Annotated in this window: 23 protein-coding genes; 6 read left to right on the top strand and 17 right to left on the bottom strand. The window is 51.3% G+C overall.

Features of this window, described 5'->3' with window-relative positions; all coding sequences use genetic code 11:
• Nucleotide 1: 1 nt before the first annotated feature.
• Together AYI96_RS09380 and lrp are read right to left on the bottom strand one after the other, a co-directional pair.
• A complete protein-coding gene (locus AYI96_RS09380; RefSeq protein WP_071475561.1) occupies nucleotides 2-2,575 on the bottom strand; it encodes a DNA translocase FtsK in 2,574 nt (857 codons plus the stop codon).
• Nucleotides 2,576-2,781: 206 nt separating this feature from the next.
• A complete protein-coding gene (gene lrp / locus AYI96_RS09375) occupies nucleotides 2,782-3,285 on the bottom strand; it encodes a leucine-responsive transcriptional regulator Lrp (protein ID WP_025009731.1) in 504 nt (167 codons plus the stop codon).
• Between the two features lie 180 nt (nucleotides 3,286-3,465).
• Here lrp and ald point away from each other — a divergent pair, with 180 nt between their 5' ends.
• Together ald and trxB are read left to right on the top strand one after the other, a co-directional pair.
• Entirely contained in the window at nucleotides 3,466-4,581 is a 1,116-nt protein-coding gene (ald, locus tag AYI96_RS09370) for an alanine dehydrogenase (protein ID WP_039032975.1), read from the top strand.
• Between the two features lie 143 nt (nucleotides 4,582-4,724).
• Complete coding sequence (gene trxB / locus AYI96_RS09365) at nucleotides 4,725-5,678, top strand: thioredoxin-disulfide reductase (RefSeq protein WP_039032976.1); 954 nt, start codon at nucleotides 4,725-4,727, stop codon at nucleotides 5,676-5,678.
• A 141-nt stretch (nucleotides 5,679-5,819) separates the two neighbouring features.
• Here trxB and rplT read toward each other — a convergent pair whose 3' ends face one another.
• The 4 genes from rplT to thrS all read right to left on the bottom strand — a co-directional run bounded on the left by rplT (nucleotide 5,820) and on the right by thrS (nucleotide 8,950).
• Nucleotides 5,820-6,179, bottom strand: a complete 360-nt coding sequence (gene rplT, locus AYI96_RS09360; protein ID WP_025009729.1) for a 50S ribosomal protein L20 — start codon at nucleotides 6,177-6,179, stop codon at nucleotides 5,820-5,822.
• A gap of 17 nt (nucleotides 6,180-6,196) precedes the next feature.
• The gene (gene rpmI, locus AYI96_RS09355; protein WP_025009728.1) at nucleotides 6,197-6,391 is read right to left on the bottom strand and encodes a 50S ribosomal protein L35; all 195 of its coding nucleotides are present in this window, start codon (nucleotides 6,389-6,391) and stop codon (nucleotides 6,197-6,199) included.
• Nucleotides 6,392-6,475: 84 nt separating this feature from the next.
• Nucleotides 6,476-7,018, bottom strand: coding sequence for a translation initiation factor IF-3 (gene infC / locus AYI96_RS09350; protein WP_039032977.1), 543 nt, complete (start codon nucleotides 7,016-7,018; stop codon nucleotides 6,476-6,478).
• A 3-nt stretch (nucleotides 7,019-7,021) separates the two neighbouring features.
• Nucleotides 7,022-8,950: a threonine--tRNA ligase gene (thrS, locus tag AYI96_RS09345; protein WP_039032978.1), complete on the bottom strand. Its 1,929-nt coding sequence runs from the start codon at nucleotides 8,948-8,950 to the stop codon at nucleotides 7,022-7,024.
• 271 nt (nucleotides 8,951-9,221) lie between these two features.
• On the opposite strand from thrS, the gene AYI96_RS09340 reads away from it, so the two are divergent.
• Entirely contained in the window at nucleotides 9,222-9,422 is a 201-nt protein-coding gene (locus AYI96_RS09340; RefSeq protein ID WP_039032979.1) for a CPXCG motif-containing cysteine-rich protein, read from the top strand.
• 3 nt (nucleotides 9,423-9,425) lie between these two features.
• Here the strand turns inward: AYI96_RS09340 and AYI96_RS09335 are convergent, their stop codons facing one another.
• The 9 genes from AYI96_RS09335 to aroA all read right to left on the bottom strand — a co-directional run bounded on the left by AYI96_RS09335 (nucleotide 9,426) and on the right by aroA (nucleotide 17,407).
• Nucleotides 9,426-9,971, bottom strand: a complete 546-nt coding sequence (locus AYI96_RS09335; protein ID WP_071475562.1) for a DUF2058 domain-containing protein — start codon at nucleotides 9,969-9,971, stop codon at nucleotides 9,426-9,428.
• Between the two features lie 18 nt (nucleotides 9,972-9,989).
• Entirely contained in the window at nucleotides 9,990-10,808 is an 819-nt protein-coding gene (locus AYI96_RS09330) for an SDR family oxidoreductase (protein ID WP_071475563.1), read from the bottom strand.
• Nucleotides 10,809-10,879: 71 nt separating this feature from the next.
• Entirely contained in the window at nucleotides 10,880-11,575 is a 696-nt protein-coding gene (pyrF, locus tag AYI96_RS09325) for an orotidine-5'-phosphate decarboxylase (protein WP_071475564.1), read from the bottom strand.
• Between the two features lie 21 nt (nucleotides 11,576-11,596).
• The gene (gene lapB / locus AYI96_RS09320) at nucleotides 11,597-12,757 is read right to left on the bottom strand and encodes a lipopolysaccharide assembly protein LapB (protein WP_071475565.1); all 1,161 of its coding nucleotides are present in this window, start codon (nucleotides 12,755-12,757) and stop codon (nucleotides 11,597-11,599) included.
• A 1-nt stretch (nucleotide 12,758) separates the two neighbouring features.
• On the bottom strand, nucleotides 12,759-13,028 hold the full coding sequence (locus AYI96_RS09315) for a LapA family protein (RefSeq protein ID WP_039032984.1): 270 nt from the start codon (nucleotides 13,026-13,028) through the stop codon (nucleotides 12,759-12,761).
• A gap of 122 nt (nucleotides 13,029-13,150) precedes the next feature.
• Nucleotides 13,151-13,438 (bottom strand): integration host factor subunit beta, encoded by a 288-nt coding sequence (ihfB, locus tag AYI96_RS09310; protein ID WP_025887377.1) that lies wholly within the window; start codon nucleotides 13,436-13,438, stop codon nucleotides 13,151-13,153.
• A gap of 70 nt (nucleotides 13,439-13,508) precedes the next feature.
• The gene (gene rpsA / locus AYI96_RS09305) at nucleotides 13,509-15,176 is read right to left on the bottom strand and encodes a 30S ribosomal protein S1 (protein ID WP_025010414.1); all 1,668 of its coding nucleotides are present in this window, start codon (nucleotides 15,174-15,176) and stop codon (nucleotides 13,509-13,511) included.
• Between the two features lie 99 nt (nucleotides 15,177-15,275).
• Nucleotides 15,276-15,971 carry a (d)CMP kinase gene (cmk, locus tag AYI96_RS09300; RefSeq protein WP_039033034.1) on the bottom strand — a complete coding sequence of 232 codons (696 nt, stop codon included), beginning with the start codon at nucleotides 15,969-15,971 and terminating at the stop codon, nucleotides 15,276-15,278.
• 155 nt (nucleotides 15,972-16,126) lie between these two features.
• The gene (aroA, locus tag AYI96_RS09295; protein WP_144361492.1) at nucleotides 16,127-17,407 is read right to left on the bottom strand and encodes a 3-phosphoshikimate 1-carboxyvinyltransferase; all 1,281 of its coding nucleotides are present in this window, start codon (nucleotides 17,405-17,407) and stop codon (nucleotides 16,127-16,129) included.
• A 463-nt stretch (nucleotides 17,408-17,870) separates the two neighbouring features.
• Between aroA and AYI96_RS09290 the strand changes: the two genes are divergently transcribed.
• Complete coding sequence (locus AYI96_RS09290; protein ID WP_144361491.1) at nucleotides 17,871-19,067, top strand: amino acid aminotransferase; 1,197 nt, start codon at nucleotides 17,871-17,873, stop codon at nucleotides 19,065-19,067.
• Nucleotides 19,068-19,153: 86 nt separating this feature from the next.
• Here AYI96_RS09290 and serC read toward each other — a convergent pair whose 3' ends face one another.
• Nucleotides 19,154-20,248, bottom strand: a complete 1,095-nt coding sequence (gene serC / locus AYI96_RS09285; protein ID WP_039033035.1) for a 3-phosphoserine/phosphohydroxythreonine transaminase — start codon at nucleotides 20,246-20,248, stop codon at nucleotides 19,154-19,156.
• Nucleotides 20,249-20,308: 60 nt separating this feature from the next.
• On the bottom strand, nucleotides 20,309-22,948 hold the full coding sequence (gyrA, locus tag AYI96_RS09280; RefSeq protein ID WP_101096456.1) for a DNA topoisomerase (ATP-hydrolyzing) subunit A: 2,640 nt from the start codon (nucleotides 22,946-22,948) through the stop codon (nucleotides 20,309-20,311).
• A 359-nt stretch (nucleotides 22,949-23,307) separates the two neighbouring features.
• Between gyrA and ubiG the strand changes: the two genes are divergently transcribed.
• Both ubiG and AYI96_RS09270 read left to right on the top strand, forming a co-directional pair.
• Nucleotides 23,308-24,018: a bifunctional 2-polyprenyl-6-hydroxyphenol methylase/3-demethylubiquinol 3-O-methyltransferase UbiG gene (ubiG, locus tag AYI96_RS09275; RefSeq protein WP_039032988.1), complete on the top strand. Its 711-nt coding sequence runs from the start codon at nucleotides 23,308-23,310 to the stop codon at nucleotides 24,016-24,018.
• Between the two features lie 4 nt (nucleotides 24,019-24,022).
• Nucleotides 24,023-24,691, top strand: a complete 669-nt coding sequence (locus AYI96_RS09270; protein ID WP_144361490.1) for an HAD family hydrolase — start codon at nucleotides 24,023-24,025, stop codon at nucleotides 24,689-24,691.
• The last annotated feature ends 246 nt before the right edge of the window (nucleotides 24,692-24,937 follow it).

The raw sequence follows: 24,937 nt of genomic DNA, 5'->3' as shown, positions 1-24,937 counted from the left end.
CTTATCTTGGCGGCGGTGGCGCCAAGACTTCGCGGTTGCCATTATGGCCCTGGGCACTGACCACCCCTTGAAGTTCCATCTGCTCTATGATGCGAGCGGCGCGGTTATAACCTATCTTGAACTTACGCTGCACACTGGAGATAGAGCCCCGGCGGGTTTCGGTAACAAAAGCCACGGCTTCGTCGTAGAGTGCATCCAGCTCCTCCTCGCCGCCTTCCGGTGCTTCACCGGGCAGCAACACCTGTTCGCCGTCACTGGCCCCCTGAAGAATTTCTTCAATATATTGAGGCTTACCGCGGGCATGCCAATCAGCAACGACCGCATGCACCTCGTGATCGTCCACAAAAGCACCGTGAACCCGGTTGGGCACGCCGGTACCCGGGGGCAGATAGAGCATATCGCCCATCCCGAGCAGGGTTTCGGCGCCTTGCTGATCCAAAATGGTGCGCGAGTCGATGCGGGAAGAAACCTGGAAAGCGATGCGGGTGGGAATGTTGGCCTTGATAAGGCCTGTTATCACATCCACAGACGGGCGCTGGGTCGCCAGAATCAGGTGTATACCGGCAGCGCGGGCTTTCTGGGCGATACGGGCAATCAGCTCTTCCACCTTCTTACCGACTATCATCATCATGTCGGCAAATTCGTCCACGACAACCACGATAGAGGGCAACTTGTCGAGTTCAGGCGCCGTATCTTCCATGCTTTCGTTGGACTTCCAAAGCGGATCGCATATTGGCGTACCAGCGGCCTTGGCCTCGGCGATTTTGGCGTTGAAGCCCTTGAGGTTACGTACCCCGAGCGCCGACATCAGTTTGTAGCGCCGCTCCATCTCACCAACACACCAGCGCAGGGCATTGGCGGCCTCTTTCATATCCGTAACCACTTCACACAAGAGATGCGGAATACCTTCATAGACAGAAAGCTCCAGCATCTTGGGATCTATCATGATAAAACGCACATCTTCCGGGCCGGATTTGTACAACAGACTGGTGATCATCACGTTGACCCCGACCGACTTACCTGAACCTGTGGTACCAGCCACCAAAAGGTGCGGCATCTTGGCCAAGTCCACCACGACCGGATCGCCGGCAATGTCCTGTCCAAGCACCATGGTGAGATTGGATTTACTGTCCTTGAATGCCTGGCAATCAAGCACATCACGCATAAATACGGTTTCGCGGAACTTGTTGGGCAGTTCCAGCCCCACATAGGCCTTACCCGGAATAACCTCGACCACCCGCACACTTTCAGCCAGCAGAGAGCGCGCCAAGTCCTTGGATAAGTTAGAAATTTTTGAAGCCTTGACCCCGGGAGCCAAGTCCAGCTCAAAGCGGGTAATCACAGGGCCGGGATAGACTCCGACCACTTGCGCGGTAATATTGAAGTCAGCGAGTTTGCTTTCCACCAAGCGTGCAACCTGATCCAGTTCTTCTTCACTGATGGGGTTCTTCTTGCGATTGGGCACATCCAAAAGTGAGATGCTCGGCAAGGGATCCATAGGTTGCTTACGTTCTTTGGAAGTGCCCTCTTCACCGGGCAAAATAATAATGCCGTTTTCAACCCTGGCTTTCTGGGCCTGCAATTGCCGCTCTTTATGACTGATAGCCCCAGTAGAAGCACGCTTGTCGAAGTCTATTGCGGTATTACTCGTCTGCCAAGGCGGCGTGTCAGCAGCATTATCGGTCGCACTTCCGGCAACCCCGGCAAAAAGCACAGGTTCTACCCTGCCCTGACGCTTGTGCTCAGTATCAGTGTTCTCATCGGCCATTTCCGCGTCTTCCCGCTCCAGAGATTGCTGATCCTTTTTACGGAAACGACTCAGCAATCCAGGCTTCTTGGCGGGCGGCTCTATGACCTCATCTTCATCGTCTTCGAGCACTTCTTCCGGCTCAAGTTCATCGCGTTCACGGCGGAACTTGTCCACTACCGACATAAAGCCGCGGGTATCTTCGGTTTCTTTCGGACCAGACAGACGTGCCGGCAACTGTTTGAGCTTGAGAAAACACCAGATAGTTGCCAAGCCTGTGAGCTCGACTATGGTAAGCCAGCTTATTCCTGTCAGCAGAGTGAAACCCGCGCCGACAAAGCAAAGTAGCAGCAGTGTGGTACCCAACTGGTTGAAGTAAGGCAGCATGGCTTGGGCTATCACGTCGCCGGCCACGCCACCGGCAGAAAACTCATAGATATCACCGGCATTCATACTGGCCAAGGCAGCCAGGCTGAGCACCATCAACAGAAAGCCTATCAAGCGCAAGCCGACCGAGAAATAATCCACTTCCAACAGTTTGTGAGCGCGCCTGAAGATCAACCAACCGGTTCCGGCAATGATGATAGGGATTAAGTAGGCGGTGTAGCCAAAGAAATAGAACAGGACATCGGCCAGCCAGGCACCTACGGCACCGGTGACATTCTCGATCTCCCCTTGATAGTTAGACTGACTCCAACCGGGATCGCCCGGATGAAAGCTGCCCAGCGCCAACAGTATATAGATGGCGATCATGCAGCACAGAATAAGCCCCCCTTCCAGCAGGCGTTGCAAGCCACTGAGGGTTCTGACACTATTTCCCTGAGACAAATGCGATTTCCATAAGCAAACGAAAAACGGATGGATTTAAGATACCAGAATCAACCTGAATGTGCAGCGAATAAGCCTACGAAAGCCACTAAAAGCAAGTGGATAAGGAGACTTTGTGTATTAGACTTTCTATTCCGGATTAAAAAGCAAACAGCAGTGGTGAAAAAGGAGCCAAATAGACTCCTTTTTCGAGGACGATATCGGGATCAAGCTTCGGCTGAAATACTGATGGCTACTTTACTGGTTTGCTTCACTTCTTCCATTACCACATAGGTACGGGTATCGGATACGGAAGGCAATTTCAATAGGGTTTCGCCCAATAATTTACGGTAAGCAGACATATCCGACACCCGGGTCTTGAGCAGATAATCGAAATCGCCGGATACCAGATGACATTCCTGAATATCATCCAAAAGCTGTACTGCACGGTTAAATTTATCAAAGACTTCGGGAGTATCTCTGTTAAGGGTGATCTCAACAAACACCAGTAAAGATGCACCTAAAAAGTGCGGGTTGACCAGTGCGGTATAACCGTTAATGTAGCCTTGTTTTTCAAGACGCTTAACGCGTTCAAGACAGGGTGTTGGACTCAAACCAACACGTTTGGAAAGCTCAACGTTGGAAATGCGACCGTCAATTTGCAGTTCATTAAGAATATTACGATCGATACGATCCAAGTCTTTTACAGGACTCTTTTTATTATTTACCATATTTTTAACCTTGTTTTATCACTAAAACAACATTTAATTTTGCGTATGTCACAAGTTTAGCAGCATAATCTGCCCGGGCAATACTATACTAGACTTTCCTGAATTGATCACGTTCAGGTCACTATAAAATAACAATTATGCCCATTAAAAGTGGGTTTTTTAGTATATTGAGGCTCGAAAATGATAATTGGTGTTCCAAAGGAAATCAAAAACCATGAATATCGCGTGGGTATGGTGCCGTCCAGCGTACGCGAGCTCACTATGCATGGCCATCAGGTTTTTATCGAAACGAATGCTGGTAATGGGATCGGTTTTACCGATCAAGACTATATCAATGCCGGAGCGTCCATTTTGGACACGGCCGCCGAGGTTTTTGCCAAGGCTGAGATGATTGTCAAAGTCAAAGAGCCACAGGCCGTAGAACGTGCCATGTTGCGCCATGATCAGATCCTCTTTACCTATCTGCACCTTGCCCCTGATCTGCCCCAGACAGAAGAACTGATTAGCAGCGGCGCTGTTTGTATCGCCTATGAAACAGTTACCGATGATCGTGGTGGCTTGCCTTTGCTGGCTCCCATGTCAGAAGTAGCCGGACGTATGTCCATCCAGGCCGGAGCAATGGCGCTGGAAAAATCCATGGGTGGTCTGGGCATGTTGCTCGGTGGTGTTCCCGGAGTTGAGCCAGCCAAAGTTGTGATCATAGGTGGCGGTATGGTTGGAACCAATGCCGCACAAATGGCAGTCGGTATGGGCGCCGATGTAGTGGTGCTTGATCGTTCTATTGATGCACTGCGTCGTTTGAACGTACAGTTTGGCTCCAAAGTTAAGGCTATCTATTCTACGGCAGACGCCATTGAGAAACATGTGCTGGAAGCCGATCTGGTCATCGGCGGCGTGCTGATCCCCGGGGCGGCGGCGCCCAAGCTGGTTACCCGAGAACATATTAAGAAGATGAAGCCAGGTGCCGCGATAGTGGATGTCGCCATAGATCAGGGTGGTTGTGTGGAAACCTCTCATGCCACAACTCACCAAGATCCTACCTATATCGTCGATGATGTAGTGCATTACTGTGTGGCCAATATGCCGGGCGCTGTGGCGCGTACTTCCACCTTTGCCCTGAACAACGCAACCCTGCCCTACATTCTCAAGCTGGCCCGTCTGGGTTACCGCGACGCGCTCTTGTCTGACAAGCACTTGCAAAATGGTCTTAACGTGATGCACGGTAAGATCACCTGTAAAGAAGTCGCTGTAGCACACAATATGCCTTATACCGCTGCCAACGAACTGTTACAGTAAATAAATTAGTTATAGCGTTAAAGGAGCCCAAGGGCTCCTTTTTTTCGATTAAGCCAATCTTGAAGATTCTATTGCAAGCGCTTTACCCTTTGGGGGAAATTACCTACAATCGCTGCTATTTGCCAAGGCACGGAGAGAATAAAATGAGCCAAGCCAAACATTGTAACCTACTTATCTTGGGGTCTGGCCCCGCCGGCTATACCGCAGCCGTTTATGCTGCCCGCGCCAATCTCAAGCCAGTGATGATCACAGGTATCCAACAGGGTGGCCAGTTGACCACAACGACCGAAGTCGAAAACTGGCCCGGCGATGCCGAAGGCCTGACAGGTCCTGCGCTAATGGAACGGATGCAAAAGCATGCCGAGAAGTTCGATACCGAAATCATCTTTGACCATATCAATGAAGTTGACCTGCAGCAGCGCCCTTTCACCTTGAAAGGTGACAACGGTGAATACACCTGTGATGCGCTGATCATAGCTACCGGCGCCTCGGCCAAGTATCTCGGTCTGCCATCTGAAGAAGCCTTCAAGGGCCGTGGTGTATCTGCTTGTGCCACCTGTGACGGTTTCTTCTACCGCAACCAGAAAGTGGCGGTGATCGGCGGTGGTAACACAGCGGTTGAAGAAGCGCTCTACCTTTCCAACATCGCGGCTGAAGTACACTTGATCCATCGCCGTGACAGCTTCCGCTCTGAGAAAATTCTTATCGACCGTCTGATGGATAAAGTCGAAAACGGTAATATCATTTTGCATCTGGATAGGACTCTCGATGAAGTGACTGGCGATGCCATGGGGGTTACCGGACTCAAGATGAAGAGCACCAAAGACGCCAGTATTTCCGAGTTGGAAGTGGCTGGGGTATTTGTCGCCATTGGCCACAGTCCCAACACAGGTATCTTCGAAGGCCAGTTGGAGATGAATGGCGGTTATATCAAGGTCGAAAGCGGCCTTAACGGTAATGCCACCCAGACCAGCGTCAAAGGCGTATTCGCCGCCGGCGATGTGATGGATCAGCACTACCGTCAGGCCATCACCTCAGCCGGAACCGGTTGTATGGCGGCTCTGGATGCCGAGCGCTTCCTGGATGCCCAGAAATAAGCTCTGCCGATATACTGAAAAAGCCAGTCATTGATGACTGGCTTTTTTGTCTGAGACATTAAAATATAAGTAAATCACAGGCATGAAAAAAGGGACCTTAAGTCCCTTTTTAACAGCAACTACAACTTATCTCCTGAGAGATTAGTTTGCCAGTGCTTCCTTCGCTTTTTCTACCAGAGTAGCAAACACTACTTTGTCGAATACAGCGATGTCTGCCAAAATCTTACGATCGATTTCGATAGACGCCTTTTTCAGACCGTTGATGAAACGGCTGTATGAAAGACCATTCTGACGAGAAGCCGCATTGATACGTGCAATCCACAGTTGACGGAATTGACGCTTCTTCTGGCGACGGTCACGGTAAGCATATTGACCTGCTTTGGTTACTGCTTGTACCGCTACACGGAAAGTACGTGAACGGGCACCGTAGTAACCTTTGGCAAGTTTAAGAACTTTCTTGTGACGAGCTCGTGCAGTTACACCACGCTTAACTCTTGGCATTTTTCAATTCCTCCTAATTAAGCGTATGGCAGTTGGCGTGCAATCATTGGCACGTCAGCTTTGGCAACTAAACACTTGGCGCGCAGATGACGCTTACGCTTGGTGCTCTTCTTGGTCAGGATGTGACGCAGATGGGCTTGCTTACGCTTGAAACCATTGGCGGTTTTCTTAAAACGCTTCGCTACACCCTTGTCGGTTTTCATTTTAGGCATTACTAAAACTCCGCATTGGGATATTAATAAAACGCAAGGCGAGCAAAGGCCCGTAGACCTTTGCTACTTTTCAGGGTTGCCCTGCTATTTCTTCTTGGGCGCCAGCACCATGATGGCTTGTCGACCTTCCATTTTCGGGAAGGATTCAACAACCGCATACTCTTCCAGATCGGCCTTGATACGGTTCAAAAGATCCATACCCAGGTTCTGGTGTGCCATTTCGCGTCCGCGGAAACGCAGCGTAACTTTCGCTTTGTCTCCATCTTCTAGAAAACGAATCAGGTTGCGTAGTTTTACCTGATAGTCGTTTTCATCAGTACCAGGGCGGAATTTAACTTCCTTCACCTGGATCTGTTTCTGCTTCTTCTTCTGTTCTTTCTGGGCTTTTGCCTTGTCGAACAGATATTTACCGTAGTCCATGATACGGCATACAGGCGGCTCAGCATTAGGACTGATCTCAACCAGATCCAGACCTGCCTCATCGGCTACTTCCTGAGCCTCTTTGATGCTGACGATACCAATGGCTTCACCATCAACGCCATTCAAACGTACCTCAGGTACGCCGGTAATTTCTTCATTAATTCTATTCGGGGCCGCCTGACGGCCTGCTGATTTTTTGATCTTTATGACCTAATCCTCCAACAATTCAAGACTACGGAGCGAAATTTGTTGCTTGACCTTAGCGGCGAAATCATCGATTCGCATCTTACCTAAGTCCACCCCGTCTCGGGTACGCACAGCGACTTCCCGATTTTCCATCTCCTGATCACCTATGACCAGCAAATAAGGAACCCGCCTCAAAGTGTGCTCGCGTATTTTAAAGCCTATTTTTTCATTCCTCAAGTCTTTAGAGGCACGTATGCCCTGTTCCTTGAAGAATTCGACTACTTCTTCAACATAATCAGCTTGTTTGTCTGTTATGTTCATAACAACAACCTGCACAGGGGCCAGCCAGGTTGGGAAACGACCGGCGAACTCTTCGATGAGAATACCGAGGAATCGCTCCAAAGAGCCCAAAATCGCACGGTGGATCATCACAGGAGTCTGACGGCTGTTGTCTTCGGCAACATAAGTTGCGCCCAGACGACCTGGTAAAGCGTAGTCAAGCTGCACTGTACCACACTGCCAGGCACGGTCCAGACAATCGTGCAGAGTGAACTCGATTTTAGGACCGTAGAAGGCGCCTTCACCGGGCAGGATTTCAAATTCAATATCGTTGCTGCGCAGCGCTTGTTTCAGAGCTTCTTCTGCCCTATCCCACATGGCATCATCACCGATACGCTTTTCTGGACGGGTAGAGAGCTTAACCACGATATTGCTGAAGCCGAAAGTGGAATAGGTGTCGTACACCATCTTGATACACTTACTGACTTCGGATTGCACCTGCTCTTCAGTACAGAATACGTGCGCATCGTCCTGGGTAAAACCACGAACCCGCATAAGGCCGTGCAAGGCACCTGAAGGCTCATTACGGTGACAGCAGCCGAACTCGGCCATCCGCAGCGGCAGGTCACGATAAGACTTGAGGCCCTGGTTGAAGATTTGCACATGACCGGGGCAGTTCATCGGCTTGACGGCGTATTCGCGGTTCTCACTGCTGGTTGTAAACATCGCTTCGGCGTATTTATCCCAGTGACCTGAACGTTCCCACAGCACACGGTCCATCATCAGCGGGCCTTTCACTTCCTGATAGTCGTACTGGCTCAGCTTCTGGCGAATAAAACGCTCAAGCTCGAGGAATACGCTCCAGCCGTCATTATGCCAAAACACCATGCCCGGCGCTTCTTCCTGCATATGGTACAGGTCCAGCTGCTTGCCGATTTTACGGTGGTCACGCTTGGCCGCTTCTTCCAAGCGAGTCAAATGAGTCTTGAGCGCTTTCTTGTCTGCCCAGGCAGTACCATAGATGCGCTGCAACATCTTGTTGTCTGAGTTACCACGCCAGTAGGCGCCGGCAACATTCATCAGTTTAAAGAAATGGCAGAAACGCATGTTGGGCACATGAGGACCACGACACATGTCTGTGTATTCTTCGTGGTGATACAGTGCCGGAGTGGCATCACGGCTAATGTTTTCGTCCAGGATTGCCACTTTGTAAGGCTCGCCGCGAGATTCAAAAGTATCACGGGCTTCCTGCCAGCTAACCACGCGCTTGACTACGTCATAGTTGGTCTTGGCCAGTTCCAGCATGCGTTTTTCCAGCTTCTCCAGATCTTCCTGGGTCAGTTTATGATCCAGGTCGATGTCATAGTAGAAGCCGTTATCAATAACAGGACCAATCGCCATCTTGGTTTCGGGCCACAGTTGTTTGATCGCATGACCCAACAAATGCGCGCAAGAGTGACGAAGGATTTCCAGCCCTTCTTCATCTTTGGCCGTGATGATCGACAGTTCTGCATCTGTTTCGATCAGATCACAGGCATCTTTCAACTCGCCGTTGACTCGTCCGGCAATACAGGCTTTCGCCAGGCCAGGACCAATATCAGCAGCAACATCGAGTGTAGAGACTGGGTTGGCAAACTCGCGTTTGCTCCCATCGGGAAGTGTAATTACGGGCATGAAAATTCCTTGTCCAGTGGTGACCCACACGTAGGGCCACTTGGTTATCAATGATAAAAAAGTATGTTAGCCCTTGGGTTAAGGCAGTACAGGAGCCTTAAGGTCTCCGCCGGGCAGACTGGTAATTTTACGGGATAAGGCCCGGCCCACGCAACCCAAAAACATTCAATGAATAAGCTTTGGCTCACAGGCCGGGGCTATACTTACTTTATGTTGTGAGCTTGGGTTCTATCGTCCAAAGGCATAGGGCTGAACGGCGGAGGAGGAAACTATGCAACTTAAAAGTCAAACTATTTGTTGCCCCCATTGTGGCCACCATCAAAAAGTAGAGCTCGATGCCAGCGGCGGCGACCAGGAGTTTTACAATGATTGTCGGGTATGCTGCAACCCCATCCACATGAGGCTGCACATCAATGACCAGAGGCATATGATAGAGCTTTACGTCGATGGCGATGACGAACAGCTCTACTGAGAGTTACCACATAAGATCGTCCGGAATGACATAATCTGCGTAAGGGTCCTCTTCATCCGGCACTTGCTCCGCGTTGTTCTCGGCTTGCCACAAATAGCCACACCAAGCCGGCACCAACAGATTGACCCGCTCGGCGAGTTTATGGGGCACCAGATAGCTGCTTTGCTCAATTCGCACTATCCCCAAACGGCCACCAAGTAGCTGATTCTGGAGTTTTTCATTGATATACAATGGGTATATCTTGTTCTCCAACGTATAGTTGAACTTGATTTCGCCATCTTTCGGCAGCGCCACCGCATTTTGCTTAATCTCAGTGACCAGGCCACGAACCAAGCCTTTCTCTGTGGCCTCGGCAAAGCGTTGTTCATTGAGTGCCTTATCCTTTTCTGCCTGCTGCTTTTTCTGCTGTGCGATTTGCGCCTTCAGCTGGGCAGAGCCATCATCAATATTGGACTTGCGGTTACGTTTCTTCTGGGTTTTGACATCGCGAACTTTTTGCTTGCTGGCGAGCCCCGCCTTAAGCAACTGTTCCTGTAATGCGTTTGCCATTTTATAATCTCTCTCTTGCTACTTACTTGATTCTAGCTTTGCTGCCAGCGCCCCGAGTTGACTCATGGCCGCACTGGCACCGCCAAGCGACCAACCACCGTCGACCGGTAATATGGTTCCGGTAATATAGGAAGCCATTGGCGAGGCCATAAAGAGTGCGGCATTGGCCAAGTCTTCGCCCTCACCATTGCGTTTTAACGGTACACTCTCTGCCACCTGTTGTTGCAACTGCGCCGACGGCGCCAAGCGATTAAATCCTTCGGTACCGGCAATTGGACCAGGCACCAGGGAGTTTATCCGTATGCCTTCAGGCCCCCATTCCAACGCCAGTGTGCGGGTCAACATATCGACTCCCGCCTTGGCGGCACAAACGTGGACCTGCATCGGCATGGCAATATACGCCTGCGGCGCCGAAATTTGAATAATGCTGGCGCCAGGGCGCTTAAGCATAGGATAGGCTTGTTTCAACACCTGAAAACTGCCCAACAAATCGATATCCATGACAGATTTGAAACCGTTGGCGCTGAGTTTGGCGGCGCTGGCTGGGAAATTGCCGGCGGCGCCACTGACAAGCACATCAATATGCGGGAAACTCTGGGCCAAAACTGTAAAGCCTTGCTCGAGTGCCGGCAAATCCCTGACATCGAAGCTCAGGCCCAGATGTTGACCTTGCGGATTGGCTTCATTCAATAACGCCACTGCGGCTGCCACTTTTTCCGGGTTACGGCTGGCAACCGCCACATGGGCACCGGCTACTGCGAACGCCTTGGCGATACAAAGGTTAATGCCGCTGGTACCCCCGACGACCACTACATACTTACCCTGATAATCGAACATTGAGCTTCTCTCCTATCCACTGATCATTCGTTATTCCGGTCCATACTGCAAGTCGCCGGTATGTCGCAAGTTTATGCCAACGATTGATGTATCGCCTGCAATGTCGCCAAAGGATCGGCCGCTTGAGTAATGGGTCGACCTATGACCAGATAATCTGAGCCCGCGGCCATAGCTTCGGCCGGGGTCATGATGCGTTTTTGATCGCCGGCGTCACTGCCCGCCGGACGAATACCCGGAGTCACCAGTTTGAAATCGGCGCCAAGTTCGGCCTTGAGCATACTGGACTCTCGGGCCGAGCAGACCACACCATCGAGACCGGCTGTTTGCGTCAGGCGCGCCAGTCTTCGAACCTGCTCTTCAGCACTGCCTTCAACACCAATAAGCTTGAGCTCATCGTCGCTCATTGACGTCAGCACAGTAACAGCAATCAGCAAGGGGGCGTTATCCCCATAAGGTAATAAGGCCCGGCGGGCAGCTTCCATCATGGCGAGACCGCCACTGGCGTGGACATTCACCATCCACACCCCCATTTCGGCGGCGGCAGCTACCGCTTTGGCCACTGTATTGGGAATATCGTGAAACTTCAGGTCCAGAAACAGCTCAAACCCTCGGTCATGGATCTCTTTCACCAGTTGAGGCCCGAACAGGGTAAACATCTCTTTGCCTACCTTAAGGCGGCACATAGACGGATCCAACTTATCAATAAGTTGCAATGCTTTGAATTTATTATCAAAGTCCAAGGCGACCACAATAGGTGTCTCTGTCATTTTTACTCCGTTATCTGAGGGTTATTCACCGTCCAAACCGCGAACCCGCTTAATACTGCCCCAGCTCTTGCAGGATGGGCAGTGCCAATACAAGGTATGTGCCGGGAAACCACACTCCCGGCAGCGGTAACTTGGACGGAATCTAATTTGTTGCTCTACCAATTTTTCCAGCATCGCCAGGCTATCTCGTGCCTGGCCCTGCTCAGCTTGCTTGATGTGCATCTGCATAAGGTGCTGGAACCCCCGCATGGTGGGGTGACGATAGAGAGCTTGCATCACCATGTCTTCGGCGCCTTTGATATCGCCGTCTTCAATCATACGCTGCGCCAATGCCACCACAACTGAAGCACCCGCGCCCTTATCTATGGCGTGAGCCAACAGTTCGCGATAACCTTCAATATCCTTGAGCTCTTGATAGAGCTGGCGGGCACAGGCGAGTGCATCGGCAAAAAGCTCGGCATCGGCGTCAATCAGTTGATTGAGCATCTGTTTGGCCTGAGGTAACTGTCCGGCATCCAAGTAGGCGTTGGCCAGTGACAACAAGGCGCGGCCACATTGAGGGTCTTGCTTGAGTGCGGCTTGAAAGCCCTTGAGTTTTCCCGCTTCATCGTCAGCTTCTTCGGCCAATTGGCAATGGAAATGGGCGATGACGGGTTTCAGACCCTGCTGGCTTTTTCGTGGCAAGCGCTTGGTGATATCTATCGCCTTTTGCCAATCTTTGGTGGTTTGGTAAATGGAGATCAGTTGGGTTTCCGCTTCTTCGCTGTGATCGTCCTGACTGACCAGGTTAAGGAAAATCTCCTCAGCCCTATCGTAGAACCCGGCGGCCATATAGTCCTTACCCAGCTCCATCATCGCCATGTCTCTTTGCTCGGTGGCGAGATTGGGCCTGGCTATCAGGTTTTGGTGAATACGAATAGATCTATCTACTTCACCCCGTTTGCGAAACAAGGAACCCAAAGACAGGTGAGTGTCTATGGTTTCATCATCGACATCCAACATGCTGATAAAGAGATCAACAGCCTTGTCCGACTCATTGGAGAGCAGAAAGTTGAGCCCGGTGAAGTAGTCTCGGCTCAGTTTCTTTTGTGCTGAATTCTGTTTCTGCTTCAAACTGCGGCGGCCCATGTACCAACCGTAAGCCGCAGCAATAGGCAGCAACAGAAAGAGAAGTTCGAGCATACTAGGCGTCTTGCCCCTGCTGCTGCGTTAATGTCTGGATCTTCTTACGGGCATTACGCAATGACAGTTTCAGCTTCATGATGTAGTAGAAAGCAATGACCCAGCTGAGGATAAACCCCGCCAGAAACACCACGGCCAACACCACAGGCAAACGGAACTCTCCCTGTGCCACAAAATAACTGATGGTGACCAGCTGTTCATTGCGAGAGCCAAATACCAGTGCCACTACAAACAACATTGCCACCAGTACGGTTGCGACAAATGACTTCACGTTGCACTCCATAAACGCGTTTCAATGTTCTGATTATCCAGTAATTTGACTGAGCTGACCAGCTTTAGCCAAGCTCCGGGCATAAAAAAGCCCCCTTTCGGAGGCTTTTAATACAACAGCGATTAACGGTTATAAGCGTCAACGCGTTCGCGCAGTTCTTTGCCTGGCTTAAAGTGCGGGACGTACTTGCCATCCAACTCGACTGATGTTCCCGTTTTGGGATTACGACCAGTGCGAGGTGCACGATAGTGAAGTGAAAAGCTGCCAAAGCCACGGATCTCTATGCGATCACCGCTTTCCAATGTTTTAGCCATTTGCTCCAACATCTCTTTGATGGCGCCTTCTACTTCTTTCGCCGACAGTTGCGACTGCCCACTGGCGAGTTTTTCGATCAGTTCGGATTTAGTCATCCTAGCTACCCCTATTATCAAGCCAAACACAGTCACCTAACAGGGGGCAAGCCCCCTGTACTACAGGCACTTACTTACGAGCTGCTTTAAACGCTTCAGCCATTGCATTAGTCATGATAGCGTCATCCTGCTTGTTCAGGTTAGCCATCACTTCTTTTTCTTCAGCTTCGTCTTTAGCACGTACAGACAGGCTGATTGCACGGTTCTTGCGATCTACGCCCATGAACTTGGCTTCAACGCTGTCACCTACATTGTAGACGCTTGATGCATCTTCAACACGGTCACGGCTGATGTCAGATACACGGATGTAACCTTCAACGGTGTCAGCCAGCTCAACAGTAACACCTTTGGCGTCAACAGCAGTAACAGTACCAACTACGATGGTACCTTTCTTCTTGTCGGCCAGGTAGGCGTTGAATGGATCGTCTTCAGTCTGCTTAACACCCAGGCTGATACGCTCACGCTCTGGATCAACAGACAGAACCACTGCAGTGATTTCGTCGCCTTTCTTGTACTCGCCAACAGCGTCTTCGCCGCTACCGTTCCAAGAGATGTCAGACAGGTGAACCAGACCGTCGATGCCGCCGTCCAGACCGATGAAGATACCGAAGTCAGTGATAGACTTGATCTTACCGGTAACTTTGTCGCCCTTGGCATAACGGTTAGCGAAGTCTTCCCATGGGTTGGTCTTGCACTGCTTGAGACCCAGAGAAATACGACGACGCTCTTCATCGATGTCCAGAACCAGAACTTCAACTTCGTCACCCAGGTTAACAACCTTGGATGGGTGGATGTTCTTGTTGGTCCAATCCATTTCAGAAACGTGTACCAGACCTTCAACGCCTTCTTCGATTTCAACGAAGCAGCCGTAGTCAGTCAGGTTGGTTACGCGACCAGTCAGACGAGTGTTTTCTGGGTAGCGCTTGCTGATTTCCAGCCATGGGTCTTCACCCAGTTGCTTCAGACCCAGAGATACACGAGTGCGCTCGCGATCGTACTTCAGTACTTTGACGTTGATTTCGTCACCAACATTCACGATCTCAGATGGGTGCTTAACACGCTTCCAAGCCATGTCGGTGATGTGCAGCAGGCCGTCAACACCGCCCAGATCTACGAATGCACCGTAGTCGGTCAGGTTCTTAACGATACCTTTAACTGCTTGACCTTCTTGCAGGTTTTCCAGCAGAGCATCACGCTCAGCGCTGCTTTCAGATTCGATAACAGCACGACGAGAAACAACAACGTTGTTGCGCTTCTGGTCCAGCTTGATAACTTTGAATTCCAGTTCTTTGTTTTCCAGGTGAGCAGTATCGCGTACTGGGCGAACGTCAACCAGAGAACCAGGCAGGAACGCACGGATACCGTTCAGCTCAACGGTGAAACCGCCTTTAACCTTGCCATTGATGACACCGATTACAGTTTCAGCATCTTCGTAAGCTTTTTCCAGAACGATCCAGGCTTCGTGGCGCTTAGCCTTTTCGCGAGACAGTTGAGTCTCACCGAAACCGTCTTCAACGCTATCCAGCGCAACGTCAACTTGGTCGCCAACGGCGATTTCCAGTTCACCTTGAGCATTTTTGAATTGCTCAGCTGGGATTGGGCTCTCAGATTTCAGACCGGCGTCAACCAGTACCATACCGTTTTCGATGGCAACTACAGTACCACGAACGATAGAACCTGGGCGGAATTCCAGTTGTTGAAGGGATTGTTCAAACAGATCAGCAAAAGATTCAGTCATGTTAATTAACTTTAAGTAATAAACCACGTATCTATCCTGAACGTGGAGTCAGTAAAATAACTCGCCTCTTCCCTGTGGCGAATGCCTATCCCGCCAGTCTCAGAGACTGACGTCAGATAATTTGTCAACTATGTGCCTGAGCGCCAGCTCCAGCACAGTCTCAATTCCGAGTCCGGTAGTATCTATCACCAAGGCATCTTCTGCGGGCACCAAAGGCGCAACTGCGCGATTCATATCCCGGTGATCTCTTTCCTGGATCTCGGTTAAAAGACGCTCGATATTAACATCGAAGCCCTTGTCCTGCAACTGATTATAGCGCCGCTGGGCCCTTTCCTCAGCCGAGGCTGTCAAAAATAATTTGACCGGTGCATGCGGGAAAACAACGGTTCCCATATCCCGGCCATCAGCTATAAGCCCGGGGGCAACTCTGAAAGCGCGCTGCCTTCTGAGTAAGGCTTCTCTCACCCGGGGAAACGCCGCCACTCTTGAGGCTGCGTCAGAACATTCTTGAGTGCGAATGGCATGGCTGACATCTTCGCCTTCCAGCACCACTTTTATGGCTTCATTTCCGGCTCCCGCCAGAAACTGTACATCCAGGTGCGCGGCCAACAGGGTGATGGCTTCTTCGTTATCCAGTTCCACATCGTGGTGAATAGCGGCAAGTGCCAGCACTCGATATATGGCACCACTATCGAGCAGTTTCCATCCAAGTTTGTTGGCAAGCAACTGACTTATAGTGCCTTTTCCCGCACCGCTTGGGCCGTCAATTGTGACAACAGGCGCCCGTTCAGACATAAATTCCTCCGCAGTAATTATCATCTTCCATGAGGACACAGTATGAGTTCACCGAAAATGAGCGGCCAATATTATATATCAACTGCATGCTTTCCGTATGCTGAATTCAAGGTCAATTTCGGGCTGTTGTTGTCAACAGCCCGAAATTCAGCCGCTTAACCGGCCAAGGCCGTAAAGCGTTGGAAGTAATCCGGGAAGGTTTTTGAGGTGCAATCCGGGTCATTAATGGTGACGCCGCAATCAGCAAACGCCAGCAGCGAAAAACACATGGCCATGCGGTGGTCGTTATAGGTATCGATGGCGGCATGCGTGGGCGCAAGCGGTGGATTTACCAAAATATAATCCTCACCCTCTTTCACCTCGGCACCAATTTTACGCAGTTCTGTGGCCATGGCGCTGAGACGATCTGTCTCCTTGATACGCCAGTTGTAGATATTGCTAAGACGAGTCGGCCCTTTGGCAAAAACCGCAGCTGTGGCTATGGTCATTGCCGCATCGGGAATATGGTTCATGTCCATATCTATGCCCTTGAGCTGGCTGCCCCTGGCAATAATATAGTCATCTCCCCATTCAATCTCGGCGCCCATGCTCGCCAGCGCATCGGCAAACTTGACATCACCCTGAATGCTGAGACGGCCAACTCCGGTAACTTTCACTTCACCGCCGGCGATAGCGCCTGCGGCCAGGAAATAAGACGCCGATGAGGCATCGCCTTCCACCAATACCTTGCCCGGTGACAGATAGCTTTGACCGGATGGGATCTCAAAACGCTGATAGTCGTGGTTGATGACCTTAACACCAAATTGCGCCATCAAGGCCAAAGTAATATCAATATAGGGCTTGGAAACCAGTTCACCCTTGACCTTGATATTGACAGCGGTACCGGCCAGCGGCGCAACCATCAGTAACGCGGTAAGAAACTGGCTGGAGAGATTACCGGCAATTTCCACATCCCCGCCACTGAGGCCCGTTGCCTTGATTTTTAATGGCGGGAAGCCGGGATGTTTCAGATATTGAATATCTGCGCCCAAGGCCTTGAGACTGTCGACCAAATCTCCTATTGGCCGCTCCTCCATTCTGGGTTCACCCGTGAGAACAAACTCACCGTTCCCCAGAGTCAGCGCGGCGCACAATGGCCGCATAGCGGTGCCGGCATTACCGAGAAAAAGCTCTTGCAGCTTGTCGCTGTTGATTGCGCCGCCAAGGCCCTGCACACTACAGTGGCTTTTGTCTTCGGAGAGCTCAAATTGAACGCCGAGCTGTTTCAGCGCTGCCAACATGTGACGAATATCATCTGAGTCGAGCAGATTGGTCAGTTCTGTGCTGCCCTTGGCCAGGGTTGCCAATAGCAGCGCCCGGTTGGAGATACTCTTGGAGCCGGGGATGTTGACCTCCCCATGCATTCTACTTATGGGATCCAGTCGCAATTGCTTCATCTTTTTTGGATTCTTGCATCTGTGTTTGACGGCGTTGCAGCGTTACGCCACATACCGCCAAAGCGGGTTAAAAGACCTTGTCACCGATTATGGGATAAAACCGGTAAATCAAGACAAAAGATTAGATACAGCGAGTGCTGATAGGCCTGAATTAAGTGTTCGTGGCATTAAAGTTACCTGAGCGCCACAGGGATTCAACCGTTTTTTGCTGAAAAAAGCCGATTTCAGCGGAAAATTATTCAACTAGCGCTAAATAAGCTCTTTAACTCTCCGATAGACGTTCCAACAAGTGATACAGAGAAACGACTCTGCTTTCTTGCAACAGAGCTTTACACCCTGGAAGCCCAGCTTGCCAGTTGCACCACTCAGACTATCGCTTACTGCAACCTCACCAGCCGTTAACAAATAACCTAAATATCGTTATGCTAATCTTCTTCAACAAGTATTCAATCCAGGGAACCCTATGTTCAGCACACTCAAGGCGATGCCAGCCGATCCCATTCTTGGGCTGCTCAGCCAATATCGCGACGACCCTCGCCATGAAAAAATTGATTTGGGCGTTGGTGTCTATAAAGACATCTTGGGAAATACCCCCATCCTCGACTGCGTTAAGACCGCCGAGCAGCGCCGCACCGCCACAGAAACCACTAAGGTGTATATCGGCCCTGCCGGTAGCAGTGATTTCAATCGTCTCATTGCCGAGCTGGCATTCGGTGAGCAGCACCCTACCCTGAGCGCAGGACGCATTCGCAGTGTCTCCACTCCCGGCGGCACCGGCGCGCTGCGGGTCGCAGCCGACTTTATTAAACGTTGTCGCCCAGACGCAACCGTTTGGGTCAGCGATCCGACCTGGGCCAATCACACCGGACTTTTTGAGGCGGCCGGTCTCAAGGTTGAGCGTTACCCTTACTATGACTACGCCACCAAGGCGCTGAAGTTTGATGAAATGCTCGCCAAACTTAACACTCTTGGGGAAAACGATGTGGTGCTGCTGCATGCCTGTTGTCACAACCCATCGGGCCAGGATCTCAGCACCGAGCAGTGGGACCAAGTGGTACAAGTCGCCGTCAAACGCGGTTTTACCCCGCTTATCGATATGGCTTACCAGGGCTTTGGTGACGGTGTTGAAGAGGATGCTTACGGCGTTCGCAAGATGGCAGCGGCCGTGGAAGACATGTTGCTCTGCTCCTCTTGCTCAAAGAATTTTGGCCTTTATCGCGAACGTATCGGCGCTTGCAGCATCATAGCCAACAGCAGTGCTGCCGCCGATGTCGCCTTGTCGGTACTGCTTTATGTGGTGCGTTGTCTCTACTCCATGCCGCCGGCACATGGAGCCGCGTTGGTGGAAACCATTCTCGGCGACAATCAGCTCAAGCAGCAGTGGCTGGATGAACTCAAGGTGATGCGTGACAGGATAAACGGTAACCGTGCCATTCTGGTTGAGCGTTTAAAGGCGATAGGCGTCGAGCAGGACTTCAGCTTTATCGCCCGCCAAAAAGGGATGTTCTCCTTCCTTGGGGTGTCGCCAGAGCAGGTTGAACAACTTAAGCAGGAGTTCGGTATCTATATGGTGGACTCAAGCCGGATCAGTATCGCCGGGATAAGCGATAGCAATGTCGATTACCTTGCCAAGTCTATCGCCAAGGTGTTGCAAGGTTAAAATTGGAGAGTGAGATGAAAAAAGCGAATGCCGAGGCATTCGCTTTTTTATGGGATTTGTTGCAATAAAACGATTTTCGCCGGGGTTCAGCTGCTGTGCTTGGCCGCAAACGCTTTCATAAAGGCAACCAGGGCCTCAACGCCGGCCAAAGGCATGGCGTTATAGATACTGGCACGCATCCCGCCGACAATTCTGTGCCCCTTAAGAGCCACCAAACCTGCGGCCTCCGCCTCTTTCAGGAACTCACCATTGAGCGACTCATCGGCCAATTGGAAAGTCACATTCATCCGCGAGCGGTTTGGCGTCGCCACACCATTGCGGTAAAAGTCCAGTTCATCAATACAGGCATAAAGCAGTTCGGCCTTGGCTTTGTTGAGCTCTGCCATCGCCTCGATACCGCCCACCCGGTGCAGCCACTCAAACACTTCGGCCGCCAAATACCAGGCAAAAGTAGGGGGAGTGTTAAACATGGAATCGTTTTCGGCCGCCAAGCGATAATCCATGATGGACGATTGCGGCATGGCCGGCAAAGCCAGCATCTCTTTACGCACTATCACTATGGCCAAACCGGAAGGGCCGATATTTTTTTGCGCCCCGGCATAAATGAGCCCGTAACGACTGACATCGATTTCACGGGACATGATAGTGGATGACATATCCGCCACAATTGGCCAAGGAGACTCCAACTCTTCAAAAATTTCGATACCATCTACCGTCTCGTTAGGGCAATAGTGCACATAACGATACTTGCCACTATCACCTTCCAGCTTAGGCAAGGTTACTTTGTTGAGTCCATTGATCTTTTCAACTATGCTTTGGCTATCAATCCTGTCATCTCCGGCCAGCTTCCTGGCCTCTGCCGTGGCTGATCTTGACCACTGACCGCTCTCCAAATACAGGGCTCTGCCGTTATTGCCCAAAAAATTATTCACGACAGCAGAGAACTGACCGCGACCACCGCCATGCATAAACAGTACATGGTAATCTTCGGGAATATTCATCAGCGAGCGTAATCTGGACTCGGCAGCCTTGGTGAGATCGATAAAGGCCTGACTGCGGTGACTGATCTCCATGACGGAGACACAGTGCCCCTGCCAGTCCAGTAATTCCTGCTGGGCTTTTTGCATTACCGCGGCCGGCAACATGGCTGGTCCGGCACAGAAATTATAAATCGTGCTCACTTCATTGTTCTCCTTGAAAAAAAGAGCGTCCAACTGGACGCTCATATATGCTTGATGCTGTTATTCCTGCTCGGCTTCAGGTGCTTCGGGCGCTTGGCCTTCTGTATCCTCGGCGGCAGGTTCGGCCGCTATGGGTTCGCCGTTTTCATCGAATTCCACTTCGTCTTCATCAGACTGGATTTCATCGATACGCTGTAAACCCACCACGGCCTCGTCACCGGCAGTGCGGATAATGGTCACGCCCTGGGTATTACGGCCTATGATAGAAACGCCGGCCGCCGGGGTTCTCACCAGTGTGCCCTTGTCGCTGATCAGCATTATTTCATCATTGTCGCCAACCTGAACCGCGCCGACTACCGCGCCGTTACGCTCGCTGACCTTGATGGAAACCACACCCTTGGTAGCACGGCTCTTGGTTGGGTACTCACTCAGCTCGGTACGCTTACCAAAACCATTTTCTGTCACTGTCAGAATGGCACCATCTTCTTTTGGCACTATCAGTGAAACCACTTCCTGACCATCTTCGAGTTTGATACCGCGAACACCGGTGGCGGTACGGCCCATGGCGCGCACCTGATCTTCGCTGAAGCGTACAACCTTACCTTCGTTGGAGAACAGCATGATTTCGTTGCTGCCATCGGTCAGGTCAACGCCGATCAACTGGTCACCGTCTTTCAGGTTAACGGCGATAATGCCGTTGGCTCTTGGACGACTGTACTCAATAAGCGATGTCTTCTTCACTGTGCCGTGGGAAGTCGCCATGATGATATACTTGTCGGCTTCGTATTCACGAACCGGCAGAATCGCCGTAATGTGCTCGCCCTCAGACAATGGCAGCAGGTTCACAATAGGTTTACCGCGCGACTGACGGCTGGCCAGCGGCAACTGATAAACCTTGAGCCAGTAGAGCTTGCCGAAGTCGGAGAAGCACAAAATGGTGTCGTGGGTATTGGCAACCAACAGTTTCTCAACGAAATCTTCGTCTTTAACCTTGGTAGCCGCCTTACCCTTACCGCCGCGGCGCTGCGCTTGGTAATCGCTCAGCGGCTGATACTTGGCATAACCCAAATGCGACAGGGTTACTACCACATCTTCTTCGCAAATAAGGTCTTCGAGGCTGATATCCACGGCTGAAGCATTGATCTCGGTGCGACGCTCGTCACCATATTGCTCAAGTACTTCTTCCAACTCTTCTTTGATCACTTCCATCAGACGCTCTGGGCTTCTGAGGATATGCAGCAATCCAGCAATCAGCTCCAGCAGTTCTTCATATTCCTGGAGGATCTTCTCGTGCTCAAGACCGGTCAGACGGTGCAGACGCAGCTCTAGGATAGCCTGGGCTTGCTGCTCAGTCAGATAGTAGAGACCATCGCGAATACCAAACTCCGGCTCCAGCCACTCGGGACGGGCGGCATCATCACCGGCTTTTTCCAACATGCCCTGCACGTTGCCGAGCTGCCAACCGGTTTCCACCAGTTTAACCTTGGCTTCGGCCGGTGTTGGAGAGGCCTTGATCAGCGCAATCACAGGGTCGATGTTGGCCAGGGCGATAGCCAGGGCTTCCAGAATATGCGCGCGTTCGCGGGCTTTACGCAGTTCAAACACGGTTCTGCGGGTGACCACTTCGCGGCGGTGCAGAATAAAGGCTTCCAGCATCTCCTTGAGGTTAAACAACTTAGGCTGGCCATTGGTCAAAGCCACCATGTTGATACCAAAAGAGGTTTGCATCTGGGTCTGGGCATAGAGGTTGTTGAGTACCACCTCGGCGACTTCGCCGCGCTTGACCTCAACCACAATACGCATACCGTCTTTATCAGACTCATCGCGCAGGCCGCTGATGCCTTCAATTTTCTTGTCTTTTACCAGCTCGGCAATTTTTTCAATCAAACGAGCCTTGTTCACCTGGTACGGGATCTCGGTAACAATGATCCGCTCGCGGCCATTGTCTTCGGTTTCCACCTCGGCACGGGCGCGCATAATCGCCTTACCGCGGCCGGTACGGTACGCTTCCTCTATGCCTTTCTTGCCATTGATAATGGCGGCAGTCGGGAAGTCCGGGCCCGGGATATACTCCATCAACTGTTCGATAGACAGCTCAGGTTCTTCAATAAGCGCCAAACAGCCTTTAACCACTTCGTTCAGGTTATGCGGCGGAATATTGGTGGCCATGCCCACCGCAATACCGGAGGAGCCGTTGACCAGCAGGTTGGGGATCCGGGTCGGCAATACGGCCGGGATCATTTCGGTGCCGTCGTAGTTGGGGACATAATCGACGGTTTCTTTCTCAAGGTCAGCCAGCAGTTGATGCGCCAGCTTTTCCATACGAATTTCGGTATAACGCATGGCCGCCGCGGCATCGCCGTCGATGGAGCCGAAGTTACCTTGACCATCTACCAGGGTGTAACGCAGCGAGAAAGGCTGTGCCATCCGCACTATGGTGTCGTATACGGCGCTATCACCATGAGGGTGATACTTACCTATCACGTCACCGACAACACGTGCCGACTTCTTATAGGGTTTATTCCAATCGTTTTTCAGCTCGTTCATCGCAAAGAGTACGCGGCGATGCACCGGCTTGAGGCCATCGCGTACGTCTGGCAATGCCCGCCCGACGATAACGCTCATGGCGTAATCCAGATAGGAGTTCTTTAGTTCGTCTTCAATATTTATTGGCGAAATTGATAAAGCCAGATCAGTCATAAACTGCTCGATCCCCTTAAATTAGCTGACAACTTGTAAATCCGTGTCATTGTCGAGCCCAACAAACGTGATTTGGCATTCTAACACAGTTATTTAATGTCGGAAGTCCTTAAAGCCGCCTTTGCAGCCAAAAACGCCAAGGGCATGATACAAGTCGCGAGCGGGGGCTGATATCACTGTCATAGACATGAGTTCCGTTGTTGTTTTTATCATCAAAAACCGAATCTTGCCGATATTTTGTCCAGCTTTTGGCCTTTAGTGCCGCCGATCACATTGAGGCGCCAATTTATACTGCCCTTCCCTATGGCTTATATGGTTATAATAGGCGCATCCTTAATATTGCTGTTTCAGGTCCGAATATGTCTTCTCAACCCAATGTCGACCCTCAGGAAATTGCCAAGTTTGAAAGTATGGCCGCCAGTTGGTGGGATCCTGCCGGTGAATTCAAGCCGCTGCATGAACTCAACCCACTGCGCCTTAATTATATAGATGCCCAATCCGGCGGTATCTTTGACAAACTGGTGCTGGATGTCGGCTGTGGCGGCGGCATTCTTTCCGAGAGCATGGCCCGCATCGGCGCCAAGGTCACCGGGCTGGATATGGGTTTTGAGCCGTTGGAAGTCGCCAGGCTGCATGCGCTGGAAGCCGGCGTCAGCATAGACTACCTGCAAGAAACTGCCGAAGTGCATGCCCAGAATCATCAGGGGCATTACGACACAGTTACCTGTATGGAAATGCTCGAGCATGTACCGGATCCGCAATCTGTGATCCAGGCTTGTTGCGATATGGTCAAGCCCGGTGGTTGGGTGTTCTTCTCCACCATTAACCGCAACATCATGTCCTGGGTGCAAACCATACTCGGTGCCGAGTATGTACTGAAAATGTTGCCGGCCGGAACCCATGACCACAGTAAGTTTATCCGCCCATCCGAGTTAATCGCCATGGCAGAAAACACTGAACTATTGTGTCGTGACGCGCTGGGCATAAAATACAACCCTTTGAGTGGCGTATTCAGTTACACCAAGAGCGTTGACGTCAACTACATGATTGCCTGTCAGCGCCAGGACTGATGCCATGACGCCTAAGCTGCCGTTTCAAGGGATTCTGTTCGACTTGGATGGAACTTTGGTGGATACCGCCGAGGACCTGACCGAAGCGCTGGCCTTGGCGCTGGCATCCCATGGGGTATCGATAGAAGATAAGCGCAAACTTTTGCGCACTCTGGCCTCTCACGGCTCGCTTGCCATGGTGCAAGCCGCCGTGCCCCAAGCCTCAGCCGAAGAGCAGGAGCATCTCCGGCAAGCGATGCTCAGGGAATATGATGCGGTCAACGGCCAAAAAGCCTGTTTGTTTGAAGGCATAGAAGCCTTGCTGGACAGTGCCCGTTCAAGAGCTATGCCGCTGGGGATTGTCACCAATAAACCAGCGCGTTTTACCCGTCCCTTGTTAGAGCGCATCGGGCTGCTTAAACGCTTTGATGCTGTGATCAGTGCCGATACTACCCTCTATCGCAAGCCCCACCCGGCTCCTATGTTACTGGGGGCCCAGCAGCTTAACTGCGCGACCGAACGTATTCTCTATCTTGGCGATGCAGAGCGCGACATAGCCGCGGCGCAGGCGGTTAATATGCCCTCTGCCATCGCCATGTGGGGATATCTGGCGGCAGAGGATAAACCGGCAGACTGGGGCGCAGATTGGCAGTTGAACCATCCACAGGCAGTGATGTCTCTGCCATTGTGGTAACAAGGTAAGAAAAACGCTAAATCGGCACTGTTTTCCCGAGGGGACAAGGCCTTAATGAAAGTCGCAGTCCGGATGCTACTTTAACCGAGCGGATCTGAGCAAGATCGCGGATCGCTGCTTATTTTAGCAGTCGATCACCTTGAGTGAGATCGCTTAATTTTTAACCATGATGACTGTGCGCCAGCAATGATGCAGCTTTGCGGAATCGGCCACTCAATATCCTCAAGATATCCACAAGATATACCC

This window comes from Shewanella sp. MSW, assembly GCF_007636515.1.
Taxonomy (GTDB): Bacteria; Pseudomonadota; Gammaproteobacteria; order Enterobacterales; family Shewanellaceae; genus Shewanella; species Shewanella indica.
This window is presented reverse-complemented; position numbering and strand designations above follow the sequence as displayed.